Raw genomic sequence first — 12,598 nt, 5'->3', positions numbered from 1 at the left:
CGAAATCTGACCGCTATATCGACCACACGACACAACTCGATCGGGGTTGTGGAGAACGCGCACGGCACCGGTCCACCCGCGCCATCGTGGGCGCATGGGCAGAAAGCGAACGCCACTCCCGACGACCGGCGACACCTCGGCGCTGCGTACCGCGGATGCTGACCTCTGGGGCATATCGCGCTCTCGCCGACGGCGCGCCGACATCGCCTCACCGCATCGCGGCGTCGCACTGATCGGCGCCGAGATCACCGACACGGCCGGCGCCTGTCGCGCGTACGAGGCCGTCCGGCTGCCGGGGCAGGTGTACACGCACGTCACCGCTGCCGCACTGATCGGCATTCCGCTCCCCCGCGACCTCGATCTCCTCACGCCGCACATCTCGGTCCAGGCCCCTCGCAGCGCGCCCAGGCGACCCGGCATCATCGGCCATTCGGTGCGGCACACCGATCTCGTTCCTGTGCGCGTCGGTGATCTCCCCGTCTCCCGGCCCGCCGACACCTGGTGCGACTTGGCGATGCAGCTGTGTGAGGAGGATCTCGTCGCTGCCGGCGATTACCTCGTCTCCGAGCGGATCATCGAGGGCGAGCGGCACCCACCGCTGTGCACCCTGGAGGATCTTCGAGACGCCGCCCGCCGCCATCGCGGCTCGCGCGGCACCAAGCGACGGGATGCTGCGCTGCCGAAAGTCCGCGCCGGCGTCGCTTCCAGGCCGGAGACCCATCTGCGTCTCGCCCTGATCGAGGCCGGGCTCCCCGAGCCCGTGATCGCTCACCCCGTAGCTGTGGAGGGGGGTCTGGTGCTTCACCCCGACCTCGTCTATCCCGCAGCGCGCCTCGCCATCGAGTACGAAGGCGACGGCCATCGCACCGATCAGGGTCAGTGGCGCCTCGACCTGCGGCGCCGGGAAATGCTCGAGGCGGCGGGTTGGCGTGTCGTTCGCGTGACCGCCGACGACCTCTACCGGCACCGCGGCGAGCTGGTCGCTCGCATCCGTCGGCTGCTGAACGCGCGTTGACTCATCGACTTGCGTCGTACGGTCGAAAAAGGGCGCCGATATCGACCACACGGGCGAAGTCGATGGCTCTCACGCCGCGACGGGTCAGCCGCGACCGAGCATCTTCTGCAGCTCGGCGAGGTCGGCCTCGCTCGGCGCCGCGGCGCCCGGCTTGGCGCCGCCGAGACCGAAGCCCGATCCCGAGGGCGCAGCGGGGGCGGATGCGGCGATGCCGGCGTTCTCCGCGGCGCGCTTGGCGGGGTTCCCCGACCGCGACCCCTTCGCCTTCTGCTGCTTGCCGCGCTTGGCGGATGCGCCGGGCCGCCCCGCACCGGGAACCGGACCCATGCCGGGGATGTTCGGAACGCCGCCGCGCGCCATCGTCTTCATCATCTTCGCGGCCTGATCGAATCGCTGCACAAGGGAGTTCACGTCGGTCACCGTCATCCCCGATCCGCGGGCGATGCGCAGGCGCCGTGAGCCGTTGAGCAGCTTGGGGTTGCGCCGCTCCGCCGGAGTCATCGAACGGATGATCGCCTCGGTGCGGTCGATCTCCTTCTCGTCGAAGTTCTCCAGCTGCTGCTTCATAGAGCCCATGCCCGGGAGCATCCCGAGCATCTTCTTCATCGACCCCATCTTCTTCATCTGCTGCATCTGCTCGAGGAAGTCCTCGAGCGTGAAGGTCTCCGTCGCGAGCTTCTCGGCGACCTTCATCGCCTCTTCCTCGTCGAAGGCCTGCTGGGCCTGCTCGATGAGGGTCAGGATGTCGCCGAGATCGAGAATGCGCGAGGCCATCCGGTCGGGGTGGAACGGCTCGAGGTCGTCGAGTCCCTCGCCCGTGGAGGCGTAGATGATCGGGCGCCCGGTGACGGAGGCGACCGACAGCGCGGCGCCGCCGCGCGCATCGCCGTCGAGCTTGGACAGCACGACGCCGGTGAAGTCCACGCCCTCCTGGAAGGCCTTGGCCGTGTTGACTGCGTCCTGACCGATCATCGCGTCGATGACGAACAGCACCTCGTCGGGCGACGTGGCCTTGCGGATGTCGGCGGCCTGCTTCATGAGCTCGGCGTCGACACCGAGGCGGCCCGCCGTGTCGATGATCACGATGTCGTGCTGCTGGCGGCGGGCGTACTCGACGCCGTCGCGCGCGACGCGGACGGGGTCGCCGACGCCGTTGCCGGGCTCCGGAGCGTAGATGGCGGCGCCCGCGCGCTCAGCGACCACCTGCAGCTGGTTCACGGCGTTGGGGCGCTGCAGGTCGGCGGCGATGAGGAGCGGGGTGTGCCCGTCCTTCTCGAGGAGCTTCGCGAGCTTGCCCGCGAAGGTGGTCTTGCCCGAACCCTGAAGCCCCGCCAGCATGATCACCGTCGGCGGGTTCTTCGCGAACTGCAGTCGGCGCTGCTGACCGCCCAGGATGCCGACGAGCTCCTCGTTGACGATCTGCACGACCTGCTGCGCCGGATTCAACGCGCGGTTGACCTCGTCGCCGAGGGCACGCTCGCGCACGGCGGCGGTGAACTCCTTCACGACGGGCAGCGCCACGTCGGCCTCCAGCAGCGCGCGACGGATCTCCCGCACGGTGCCGTCGACGTCGGCAGGGGTCAGCTGACCCTTCTTGCGGAGGTTGCGGAAGGTCTCGGTGAGCCGATCGGAGAGCGTGCCGAAGGTAGCCATGATGCGGCAAGTTTACGCGAGCGCGCCCGTGCCCCGTCGGTCATCTCGCACCGGCGGCACGACGGCGAGGGCGTCGGCGAGCACCTCGGCCAGTGGGGTGCGTCCGGGGCCCGGCTCGGCCCAGCGGGTGATCGCCGCGAGAACGGCGCCACCGTAGGCGGCGCCGAGCACGTCCGCCGTGAGAGCACTCACGCCGCCGCGGCGAAGGCGCTCGGCTACCGCGTCCGCGATACGCGATCGCCGTACTCCCGCCTCGCGCTGCAGTTCATCGCGGATGCCCATCGCCTCGACCTGTCCGATCGCCAGGGCGAGGCTGTCGGGGAAGAAGTCCGCGGCGACGGATGCGACCGCCGCCCGCACGGCGGCATCCGCATCCGCTGAGCGGTCGTCGCGCAGCCGCTCACCGAGCGCCGCGATGCGCTCGTCGAGCGCGGCCCAGAACACGTCGCCCTTGGTGGCGAAGTAGTTGAAGAAGCTCGATCGACTCACGCCCGCGCGGGTGGTGATGTCCGAGACGGATGTGGCGTGATAGCCCTGCTCGAGGAACAGCTCCCCCGCCGCCTCGGCGAGAGTCTCCCGCGACGAGGCGCGCGGGCGGCCGCTGCGGATCTCCGACATGCCCCCAGGCTATGCGCTGCCGAGCCGGAGGGGTATATTCTTGGACGCAATCCAAGAAAGGGTGTGGCGGGATGCTGGACATCGTGACGGCGGGACTGGATCCCGACTTCGTGCCCTACGCCGACGGCTGGGCCCTCCAGCGCCGCATGCACGCCGACGTCGTCGCCGGCACCCGGCCCGACACCCTGCTCCTCCTCGAGCACGAGGCGGTCTACACGGCCGGTAAGCGCACCGAGGCGCACGAGCGCCCGACCGACGGGACGCCGGTCATCGACGTCGACCGCGGAGGCAAGATCACCTGGCACGGGCCGGGGCAGCTCGTCGGTTACCCGATCCTCCGCCTCCCCGACCCGATCGACGTCGTCGCCTACGTGCGCCGCTTGGAGCGGCTGCTGATCGAGGTTCTGGCCGATCACGGCGTCGACGGCTATCAGGTCGCCGGGCGCAGCGGTGTCTGGGTACGCCGGCCGCTGTCCGAAGACAAGGTCGCCGCGATCGGCGTGCGCGTCGAGAAGGGCGTGACGATGCACGGGTTCGCGATCAACTGCGACAACACCCTCGGCGGGTTCAGCGGGATCATCCCGTGCGGCATCACGGATGCCGGGGTCACGACGGTGAGCGAGGCGAGCGGCGTGATCACGTCTCCCGCGGCCGCCGCGGAGACCGTTGCGCGGGTGTTCACAGCGGAGCTCGCGGGGGTGCCCGCATGACGACCGCCGTCCCCGAGGGGCGCAAGCTCCTCCGCCTCGAGGTCCGCAACGCCCAGACCCCCATCGAGCGCAAGCCGGAGTGGATCAAGACGCGCGCGAAGATGGGCCCCGAGTACACGGAGCTGCAGTCACTCGTGAAGACCGAGGACCTGCACACGGTGTGCCAGGAGGCGGGCTGCCCCAACATCTTCGAGTGCTGGGAGGATCGCGAGGCGACGTTCCTCATCGGCGGCTCGCAGTGCACGCGCCGGTGCGACTTCTGTCAGATCGACACCGGCAAACCCGCCGAGTACGACACCGACGAGCCGCGCCGAGTCGCCGAGAGCGTGTCGCGCATGCGCCTGCGCTACGCCACCGTGACAGGTGTCGCTCGCGACGACCTGCCGGATGAGGGTGCGTGGCTCCACGCCGAGACGGTGCGGCGCATCCACGCCGACAATCCCGGAACCGGGGTCGAGATCCTCGCCACCGACTTCTCGGGCAACCCCGATCTCCTCGGCGAGGTCTTCGACTCCCGCCCGGAGGTGTTCGCCCACAACGTCGAGACGGTTCCGCGCATCTTCAAGCGCATCCGCCCGGCCTTCCGGTACGAGCGCTCCCTCGGCGTCCTCACGATGGCGCGCGACGCCGGTCTGATCACGAAGTCCAACCTCATCCTCGGCATGGGCGAGGAGCCCGAGGAGGTGGTCCAGGCCCTTCACGACCTGCGCGAGGCCGGGACCGACATCATCACGATCACGCAGTACCTGCGCCCCTCGCCGCGACACCTCCCCGTCGCGCGGTGGGTGAAGCCGCAGGAGTTCGTCGAGTTCAAGGAGGAGGCCGAGCGCATCGGCTTCCTCGGCGTGCTGGCGGGGCCGCTGGTCCGCTCGTCGTACCGCGCCGGGCGCCTCTGGGCCCAGTCGATGATCTCCAAGGGCCGTGACATCCCGGTCGACCTCGCGCACCTCGCGGCCGACATCGCCGCCGGCGACCACACCTTCGCACAGGCGGTCTGAGGTCGCCGCTCCCGCTGAGTGGGACGAGACGTCGCGTGGACCCGGGGCGCCCCCTACCTTCGGGGGACCGGCGCACCGACGCCGGACGTCCCGACGGCAAAGGAGCCCTCGATGTCCTCCTCCCCTGCGACCCGGCCCCTCGGCACGACGCCGCGACTGACCGCGATCGTCCTTGCCCTGTGCTGGGCGGTCGTCATCGCCGACGGCTTTGACGTCGTCGTCTTCGGCGCCGTCGTGCCCACGCTCCTGGCCGACCAGGACCTCGGCCTGAACCCGGCGAGCCTGGGGCTACTGGGCTCGATGGCCATCATCGGGATGTTCATCGGATCCCTCCTGTCGGGCACCCTCACCGACAGGTTCGGGCGTCGGTGGATGCTCATCGCGTCGGTCGCCTGGTTCTCCGTCTTCACCGGCCTGTGCGCCTTCGCCCCCACCCCGGAGGTGCTCGGCCTCCTGCGCTTCGTGGCCGGGGTCGCCCTGGGGGGCGTCATGCCCACCGCGAGCGCGCTGACTGCCGAGTACTCCTCGGAACGGCAGCGCAATCTGGTGTACGGCATCATGTGGTCGGGCTTCCCCCTCGGCGGCATCCTGGCTGCGCTGGCCGGCCTCGTCGTGATCCCGGCCTTCGGATGGCGCGGGATGTTCGCGCTCGGATTCGCCGGCCTCGTGTTCATCGTGCCCGTCGCGATCGCCCTGCTGCCGGAGTCTGCGGCCTTCCTCGTCGCCAGAGGCGCGACGCTCCGCGCCCAGGCCCTCGCCGACAAGCACGGGTTCGCCCTGCCCGAGGTCCCCGCGGTGCGGGCGACCCGTGGCTCCGTCGCCGCGCTCTTTCGCGGCGGCCTCGCTCCGCTGACTGTCGCGTTCTGGATCGCGAGTTTCCTGTGCCTGTTCATGATCTACGGGCTCAACACGTGGCTTCCGGGGATCATGCAGGCGGCGGGCTTCTCACTCGGCAATGCCCTGGGATTCCTCCTCGTCTACAACGTCGGTGCGATCATCGGGCTCGTCCTCATCTCGTACGTCGCCGACCGGTTCGAGTCCAAGCGCGTCGTCATCTCCACCTTCCTCGTCGCCGCCGGGGCGGTGCTGCTGCTGGCCATTCCGCTCCCGACCGTCGCGCTCTATGCGCTGCTGATCCTCGCCGGGGCGGGGGCGCTGGGAACACAGGCGTTCATCAACGCGTGGGTATCCAAGGCCTCTCCCACGAGCGTGCGAGGCACGGCGCTGGGCTGGTCACTCGGCATCGGACGACTGGGGTCGGTGCTCGCCCCGACCGCATTGGGCATCCTGGTCGCCTCGGGAGCGCCGGTGGTGTGGTCGTTCGTCGCGATCGCCGCTCCCGCGCTGGTGGGCGCGCTGGTGATCGCCGTCCTCGCGCCGCGCCGCCGCGCCGACGTCCGCGAGGCGTCGCTCGCTGCCGCGCAGTGAGGCCCCGCCCGGCGTCAGACGGTGGGCCAGATATACGGCAGGTCGTCGGGGATGTCGCCGAACGCGGCGCGGTAGAAGTCCGGGTCCTTGCGCACCAGATTCGAGCGGTGCGAGAGATGGAAAGCCTCGTCGCCGAGCCACGGCGGGAGGTCGAGGTGGTCCTGCGCGACTCCCGCGACCTCCGGGGCGAAGGCGAGCAGCTTCTCGCGGACCGTGTCGGCGCGGCCCTTCGCTATCCATTCGTCGGTCATGGCCAGCCCATAAGACACCAGTGCGGGCAGGTACCCGGCCCACATCTTCGCGGCCGGATGGTGCCGCCATCCGTACGTGGGGATGGTGTTGGCACGCAGCAGCTGAAACGTCTCCACGCGTTGCTTGCCGAGCCGTGGCAGGTCCAGCACGGCCGCCGACGCGGCGAAGGACGGGTACGGAAGGAAGGTCTGCACGCCGCGGTCAGTCGGCGCTCGTGACGGACTGCACCTGACCATCGGAGGCGAGGTTCACCAGCAGCACGTCGTCGGTCGCATCGGGGTCGAGCGCGTACTCCAGCACCGCGAAGGGCTCGCTGCCGCCGTGCTCGTCGGCGAGGATCGTCATGCTCATCAGCTGCAACGACCGGATGACGTCGATCTGCACGTCGCCGGACACGTCGACCATCAGGTCCTCGAGCTCGTCGCCCAGCTGCTCCTGCTGCTGCAGGATGTACTCGATGACCTCGCTGGTGCGGTCGTCGAGCTCGCTCACCATGGCATTGCGGGCAGTACGATCGATCGCCTCGAGCGACGACACCATCGCCGCCGCGACGTCGAGCGCGGCCTCGGACACGTCGTCCTGGTCCGGGGCCGTGAGATCGACGGTCACCGTCTGGTCGCCGAACTCGACGTTCTCCGACCAGAAGATCGACCCGTCGGGCCCGGACTCGAGGAGTCCGAAGAAGTCGTGCTCGATCGCCATATCCCTATGAAACCAGTCCCGGCACCCGCTCGGAAGTCGGGTGCCCTCAGTCCACCAATGAGGCCGCGAAGACGTGCGGCGTGAAGCCGGTGAGGTCGTTGATCCCCTCGCCCTGACCGAGGAGCTTCACGGGGATCCCGGTGCGCTCCTGCACGGCGAGGATGAACCCGCCCTTGGCCGATCCGTCGAGCTTCGTGATGACCAGCCCCGTGACCCCCGCGTGCTCGAGGAAGGCCTGCGCCTGCATCACGCCGTTCTGGCCGGTGGTGGCATCCAGCACCAGCAGCACCTCGCTGATCGGGGCCTGCTTCTCCACGACACGCGTGATCTTGCCGAGCTCGTCCATCAGGCCGCCCTTGGTGTGCAGGCGCCCGGCGGTGTCCACCAGCACGATCTCGGTGCCGGTCTCCTTGGCGTACGCGATCGTCTGGAAGGCGACGGATGCCGGGTCCTGGCCCTCGTGCTGGGGCCTCACGATCGCCGCGCCGCCCCGCTCCGCCCAGGTGGCGAGCTGCTCGACGGCGGCCGCGCGGAACGTGTCGGCCGCGCCGACCACGACGGAGCGCCCGTACCGCTGGAGGAACTTGGCGAACTTGCCGATCGTCGTCGTCTTGCCGACGCCGTTGACCCCGACCACCAGCACGACGGCTGGGCGTTCGGTCAGCCGCAGCGTCGTGTCGAACTTCGCGAAGTGCTCCTCGAGCGTCTCCCGCAGCATCCGCTGCAAGTCCCGCGGGTCGGTGGTGCGGAAGCGGTCGACCTTCTCGCGCAGCTCGTCGACGATGCGTTCGGTGATGTCGGGGCCGAAGTCCGCCGTGAGGAGGGCGGTCTCGAGGTCTTCCCACGTCGTCTCGTCGATGGTGGGCTTGACGAAGAGGCCGCGCAGCGCGCGACCGAGCGACCAGGAGTTCTCCGCCATGCAACCAGCCTAGGGGCGGCGACGGGCACGGGTGCGCTCAGGCGGATGCACGATCGCCGACGCGCTGGCCGACCACCGCCGACACGCCGTCCTGACGCATCGAGACCCCGTAGAGCGCGTCGGCGATCTCCATGGTCCGCTTCTGATGCGTGATGACGATCAGCTGGCTGTTCTCCCTGAGACGCTCGAACACGCCCAGCAGGCGCCCGAGGTTGGCGTCGTCGAGAGCGGCTTCCACCTCGTCGAGGATGTAGAACGGGCTCGGACGCGCACTGAAGATGGCGGTCAGGAAGGCCACCGCTGCCAGGGACCGCTCCCCACCCGAGAGCAGAGACAGCCGCTCGATCTTCTTTCCGACCGGGCGCACCGAGACCTCTATGCCGGTCGTCAGCGGCGAGTCGGGGTCGGTCAGCGAGATGCTGCCCGTTCCGCCCGGGAAGAGAATCGGGAACATCTCACCGAATGCGACCCGGGTGTCCTCGAACGCGGACAGGAAGATCGTCTGCATCCGCTCGTCGAGCTCTTCGATGATGGTGAGGAGGTCGGCGCGCGTCTGGGTGAGATCGGCGAGCTGCTCGGTGAGGAAGGCGTGCCGCTGCTCCAGCGCCGCGAACTCCTCCAGCGCCAGCGGGTTCACTCGCCCGAGCTGCCCGAGCTTGCGCTCCGCCTCTGTCAACCGTCGACGCTGCGCGGCGCGGTCGTACGGCGTCTGCTCCGCGCCTGCATCGCCCTCCACCGAGGGCTCATCCGGCGGGACTGGCTGATCCGGGCCGTATTCCGAAACAAGAATATTCTCGTCGAGGCCCAGCTCCGACTGCACGCGTTCGAGCAGACTCGTCGCGTGCAGGCGCTTCTCGTGGATCTGCAGCTCGAGTCCGTGAACACTCTCGGTGAGCGCCGTCAGGCGCTGGCGCACCCCGCTCTCCTGGGTCCGTGCCTCGGCGAGCTCGACGGTCACCGCGGTGCGCGCCGACTCCGCGGCGGCGAGTTCGACCCGCGCCTGGCTCACCGAACGGTCGACCGAGTCCAGAAGCGCCGGGAGCCGCCCGGCGACCTCGGCGGCGATATCCCGCTGTGCGCGGCGCACGACAGCTCGACGCGCAGCTTCCTCCGCAGCAGCCTTCTCTCGCTCCCGCTGCCGCTCGAGCTGGACCACGCGCGCCTCACCGGCTCGCACACGCTCCCGTAGCGTCTCCACATCGAGCCGCGCACGCATTTCGCCGTCCCGCGCGGCGTCAAGCGCGGCGAGCATACCGTCGCGGGCGGACGCGTCCAGGATCGGGCGCGGCGCCTCGAGCGCGCGAGCAAGCGACTCCTCTGCGACGCGGGCGGCGTCCTCCGCCTCACCCACCGCAGCCTCCGCCTGATGCAGCCCCGCGGCCAGGCGCTCGCACTCGGCGACGGCCGACTCGAAACGCACGGTCGCCCGGTTGAGCTTCTCCGCGTGTGCGGCGAGGGCGGCGTCCTGAGCGCGGAGGGCCTGCAACGTGTCGCGGGCTCGTACCCGGGCCGTGTCATGCGCGCTGACGGCGTCGGCGAGGGCCTCGCGGAGCGAATCGGCGACGACGGTCACCTCGCTGAGCCGGTCGGCGGCGGCGTCACGCTCGGCTGCGAGCTCCAGACGCGAGCGACCGGCACCGGATCCCGCCCGCAGCGTGAAGGGGGTGACGACTTCGCCCGCGCGCGTGACGACCGTCAGCAGGGGGTCGGAGCCGTCGAGCCCGGCGAGAGCGGAGTGCGCGCCGTCCAGGTGCTCCGCGACGAAGACCCGCGACAGCACGCCGCGTACCCCCGGCGGTGCAGAGATGACGTCGACGGCGCGGACGGTGCCGGGAAGGGCAGCAGGCGTCGGAGCATCCGGGCCGCCGATCTCGGCCGTGACGATGTCGACCACTCCGCCGTCTCCGCCGCGGGCCAGCAATGCGGTGGCGAACGCGTCATCGCGTGTGTCGACGAGGATCCCCTCGGCCAGCGCACCCAGCGCGGCGGCGATCGCGGCTTCGTATCCGGGGTCGACCTTGACCGCGTCCGCGACGAGGCCGCGGATCCCCGCTCCTCCCCCGGCGATCAGCTCGGCGGCACCGTTGCGTACGTCGAGCGCTCGTCCCAGGGCCGTCGTCTGCGCGGTCAGCGCCTCGACCTCGCGCTCGGCGGCGTGGAGCCGCTCGCGGAGAGCCCCCAGGGTCGTCTCCGCCTCTTGCGCCTCACGCTGGGCGCGCTCGTACGCGGCGGCGTGCTCGGCAGCCGACTCCTCCGGCACCATGTCTGGGTCGAGATCCGCCAGCGCCGCCTCTGCCTCGTCACGCCGGGTCTCGGCCGCATCCAGCGCGCGCTGCTGCCGTTCCACGCCGGCGCGGAGCGCGGTGAGCGTCGAGGTCGCTGCCTCGGCGGAGCCGCGAAGCGCCGTGAGGCGCATGTCGTGGTCGGAGACGAGAGCGCTCTGTGCGGCGATGTCGGCGTCGAGCGCGTCGAGCTCCGCTCGCGCGCGCGTCACCTCTCGCGCCGCCTCCACGGCGGCATCCTGGGCGGCGCCGAGTCCCGACGCGATGTCGTCGATCTCGGTGCGGGCGTCGTCGATCATGGCCGACGACACCGTCGCCACGAGCGAGGACGGGTCGTCGTCATCCGCGGACAGAAGCGTGAGCCGCTGGCCGGCGAGGGTGTAGAGGCCCCGCAACCGCTCCTGCACCTGCTCGAGCGCGAAGGCGACGCGGCGGGCGGAATCGACCGCCTCTGAGCGCTGATCGTTCTCGAGTCGTTCGATGCGTCCGCGGAGGTTCTCGGCCTGGTCCTGCAGCACGAGGCGCTCGGTGTGACGCTCGCTCTCGGCGCGGGCGTGATCGGTGAGCTGGGCGCGCAGGGTGACCAGCTCGTCCGCGAACAGTCGCGCCTTGGCGTCGCGCACGACCGCGGCGATCGTCGCCGCCTCTCGGGCGATCTCGGCCTGCCGGCCGAGCGGCTTCAGTTGACGGCGGAGTTCGCCTGCAAGGTCGCTCAGTCGCGTGAGGTTGGCCTCCATGGCCTCCAGCTTGCGGAGCGTCTTCTCCTTGCGCCGTCGGTGCTTGAGGATGCCCGCGGCCTCCTCGATGAATCCTCGGCGGTCTTCGGGCGTGGCCTGGAGCACGCTGTCGAGCCGGCCCTGACCGATGATCACGTGCATCTCGCGCCCGAGTCCGGAGTCGCTGAGCAGCTCTTGCACGTCCAGCAGCCGGCACGTCTCGCCGTTGATCGCGTACTCGCTGGCGCCGGTGCGGAACAGCGTGCGGCTGATCGTGACCTCGGTGTATTCGATGGGCAGCGCGCCGTCGCTGTTGTCGATCGTCAACTGGACCTCGGCGCGCCCGAGCGGTCCGCGCGTGGACGTGCCGGCGAAGATGACGTCTTCCATCTTCCCGCCCCGCAGGGTCTTGGCCCCCTGCTCGCCCATCACCCACGCGAGGGCGTCGACGACGTTCGACTTCCCCGAGCCGTTCGGACCGACGATGCAGGTCACGCCGGGCTCGAGGGCGAATGTGGTCGACTGGGCGAAGGACTTGAAGCCTTTGAGCGTCACGCTCTTCAGGTGCATCGCAGCGCCTCTCGCTCCGGCTCTTCCACCGCCTCACGGTACCGGATGCCGCCTCCCCGCTCAGCGCGCCATGCCGAGCAGATCGACAGGGCGCCGCGCAGACACGCCCGGGGACCGGCCATTTCTGGGAAACAGCTTGACGCCGAGGGATCCGGTCCGCTAGCGTCACAGATCGCGTCTGAAGTCGAAAGGAGGTCACCCATGATGATGCAGCACACCGTTCTCGGTACGGCGCCAATCGGCACGCCGGCCACGCTACGTCGGGTGACCCGCTCCTTCGGCGCTTTCACCCCCGTCGCCGGCTGACCGCCCCGGGAGAACTCCGTCTATCGACGGACCTCTGCGCCTCATCGCTGCGCGATGACCGCCGCATGCTCCCGCGAGCCTTCCTCCGCCTCGTGCGCTCCCGCCCGACTCCGGGCCCCTCCGTACTGACACCTCTGTCGAATGAGACTCCGATGAACACCGTCCTCACGCCCGCCCGACTGCTCGACTCGCATCAACAATCCGCCCTCGCGGAACTGGACACCTATCAGCGCGCATCGCTGATGGACCGTCTTTCTCTCCGCCTCGGCCTGTGGCTGCTCCTGCGAGGCACCCGCCGCATCCAGCGACGTGTCACGCACGAGGAGCAGATACGGCAGGTCACCGCCGCACGTGTCCTCGAGGCGCGCGAGCGAGCGGCCGAAGATGCTCGCTCCGCCCGCTACCTGCGGTCATGAGCATCCCCGACCC

At 70.1% G+C, this 12,598-nt stretch carries 11 protein-coding genes; 5 read left to right on the top strand and 6 right to left on the bottom strand.

The genetic code is table 11. The annotated features are described in order from the left end of the window. Nucleotides 1–94: 94 nt before the first annotated feature. Nucleotides 95–1,015, top strand: a complete 921-nt coding sequence (locus ACTU3I_RS16800; RefSeq protein ID WP_442926872.1) for an endonuclease domain-containing protein — start codon at nucleotides 95–97, stop codon at nucleotides 1,013–1,015. A gap of 84 nt (nucleotides 1,016–1,099) precedes the next feature. Here ACTU3I_RS16800 and ffh read toward each other — a convergent pair whose 3' ends face one another. Both ffh and ACTU3I_RS16790 read right to left on the bottom strand, forming a co-directional pair. Further along, nucleotides 1,100–2,668, bottom strand: coding sequence for a signal recognition particle protein (gene ffh / locus ACTU3I_RS16795; RefSeq protein ID WP_442926871.1), 1,569 nt, complete (start codon nucleotides 2,666–2,668; stop codon nucleotides 1,100–1,102). Nucleotides 2,669–2,680: 12 nt separating this feature from the next. Beyond that, nucleotides 2,681–3,286: a TetR/AcrR family transcriptional regulator gene (locus ACTU3I_RS16790; RefSeq protein WP_442926870.1), complete on the bottom strand. Its 606-nt coding sequence runs from the start codon at nucleotides 3,284–3,286 to the stop codon at nucleotides 2,681–2,683. A gap of 71 nt (nucleotides 3,287–3,357) precedes the next feature. Here ACTU3I_RS16790 and lipB point away from each other — a divergent pair, with 71 nt between their 5' ends. The 3 genes from lipB (at nucleotide 3,358) to ACTU3I_RS16775 (ending at nucleotide 6,422) form a co-directional block, all read left to right on the top strand. Continuing rightward, the gene (gene lipB / locus ACTU3I_RS16785) at nucleotides 3,358–3,996 is read left to right on the top strand and encodes a lipoyl(octanoyl) transferase LipB (RefSeq protein WP_442926869.1); all 639 of its coding nucleotides are present in this window, start codon (nucleotides 3,358–3,360) and stop codon (nucleotides 3,994–3,996) included. Beyond that, nucleotides 3,993–4,994: a lipoyl synthase gene (lipA, locus tag ACTU3I_RS16780; protein WP_442926868.1), complete on the top strand. Its 1,002-nt coding sequence runs from the start codon at nucleotides 3,993–3,995 to the stop codon at nucleotides 4,992–4,994. Before lipB ends, lipA begins: the two co-directional genes overlap by 4 nt. A gap of 111 nt (nucleotides 4,995–5,105) precedes the next feature. Beyond that, on the top strand, nucleotides 5,106–6,422 hold the full coding sequence (locus ACTU3I_RS16775) for an MFS transporter (protein ID WP_442926867.1): 1,317 nt from the start codon (nucleotides 5,106–5,108) through the stop codon (nucleotides 6,420–6,422). Between the two features lie 14 nt (nucleotides 6,423–6,436). Here the strand turns inward: ACTU3I_RS16775 and ACTU3I_RS16770 are convergent, their stop codons facing one another. From ACTU3I_RS16770 to smc, 4 genes are read right to left on the bottom strand one after another with little or no spacing between them, the layout of a single operon-like run. Then, nucleotides 6,437–6,868, bottom strand: a complete 432-nt coding sequence (locus ACTU3I_RS16770) for an MSMEG_6728 family protein (RefSeq protein WP_442926866.1) — start codon at nucleotides 6,866–6,868, stop codon at nucleotides 6,437–6,439. A 7-nt stretch (nucleotides 6,869–6,875) separates the two neighbouring features. Further along, entirely contained in the window at nucleotides 6,876–7,376 is a 501-nt protein-coding gene (locus tag ACTU3I_RS16765) for a DUF2004 domain-containing protein (protein ID WP_442926865.1), read from the bottom strand. Between the two features lie 46 nt (nucleotides 7,377–7,422). After that, nucleotides 7,423–8,295, bottom strand: coding sequence for a signal recognition particle-docking protein FtsY (gene ftsY, locus ACTU3I_RS16760; protein WP_442926864.1), 873 nt, complete (start codon nucleotides 8,293–8,295; stop codon nucleotides 7,423–7,425). A 37-nt stretch (nucleotides 8,296–8,332) separates the two neighbouring features. Beyond that, the gene (gene smc, locus ACTU3I_RS16755; protein WP_442926863.1) at nucleotides 8,333–11,863 is read right to left on the bottom strand and encodes a chromosome segregation protein SMC; all 3,531 of its coding nucleotides are present in this window, start codon (nucleotides 11,861–11,863) and stop codon (nucleotides 8,333–8,335) included. Nucleotides 11,864–12,321: 458 nt separating this feature from the next. Here smc and ACTU3I_RS16750 point away from each other — a divergent pair, with 458 nt between their 5' ends. Beyond that, nucleotides 12,322–12,585, top strand: a complete 264-nt coding sequence (locus ACTU3I_RS16750) for a hypothetical protein (protein ID WP_442926862.1) — start codon at nucleotides 12,322–12,324, stop codon at nucleotides 12,583–12,585. Nucleotides 12,586–12,598: the final 13 nt, after the last annotated feature.

The sequence above is a fragment of the Microbacterium sp. RD1 genome, from assembly GCF_052220165.1.
Taxonomy (GTDB): domain Bacteria; phylum Actinomycetota; class Actinomycetes; order Actinomycetales; family Microbacteriaceae; genus Microbacterium.
This window is presented reverse-complemented; position numbering and strand designations above follow the sequence as displayed.

What these genes read in the sequence shown, in the direction of transcription:
- ACTU3I_RS16800 (WP_442926872.1), top strand. Translation starts at nt 95, where the DNA reads ATGGGCAGAAAGCGAACGCCACTCCCGACGACCGGCGACACCTCGGCG.
- ffh (WP_442926871.1), bottom strand. Translation starts at nt 2,668, where the DNA reads ATGGCTACCTTCGGCACGCTCTCCGATCGGCTCACCGAGACCTTCCGC.
- ACTU3I_RS16790 (WP_442926870.1), bottom strand. Translation starts at nt 3,286, where the DNA reads ATGTCGGAGATCCGCAGCGGCCGCCCGCGCGCCTCGTCGCGGGAGACT.
- lipB (WP_442926869.1), top strand. Translation starts at nt 3,358, where the DNA reads ATGCTGGACATCGTGACGGCGGGACTGGATCCCGACTTCGTGCCCTAC.
- lipA (WP_442926868.1), top strand. Translation starts at nt 3,993, where the DNA reads ATGACGACCGCCGTCCCCGAGGGGCGCAAGCTCCTCCGCCTCGAGGTC.
- ACTU3I_RS16775 (WP_442926867.1), top strand. Translation starts at nt 5,106, where the DNA reads ATGTCCTCCTCCCCTGCGACCCGGCCCCTCGGCACGACGCCGCGACTG.
- ACTU3I_RS16765 (WP_442926865.1), bottom strand. Translation starts at nt 7,376, where the DNA reads ATGGCGATCGAGCACGACTTCTTCGGACTCCTCGAGTCCGGGCCCGAC.
- ftsY (WP_442926864.1), bottom strand. Translation starts at nt 8,295, where the DNA reads ATGGCGGAGAACTCCTGGTCGCTCGGTCGCGCGCTGCGCGGCCTCTTC.
- smc (WP_442926863.1), bottom strand. Translation starts at nt 11,863, where the DNA reads ATGCACCTGAAGAGCGTGACGCTCAAAGGCTTCAAGTCCTTCGCCCAG.
- ACTU3I_RS16750 (WP_442926862.1), top strand. Translation starts at nt 12,322, where the DNA reads ATGAACACCGTCCTCACGCCCGCCCGACTGCTCGACTCGCATCAACAA.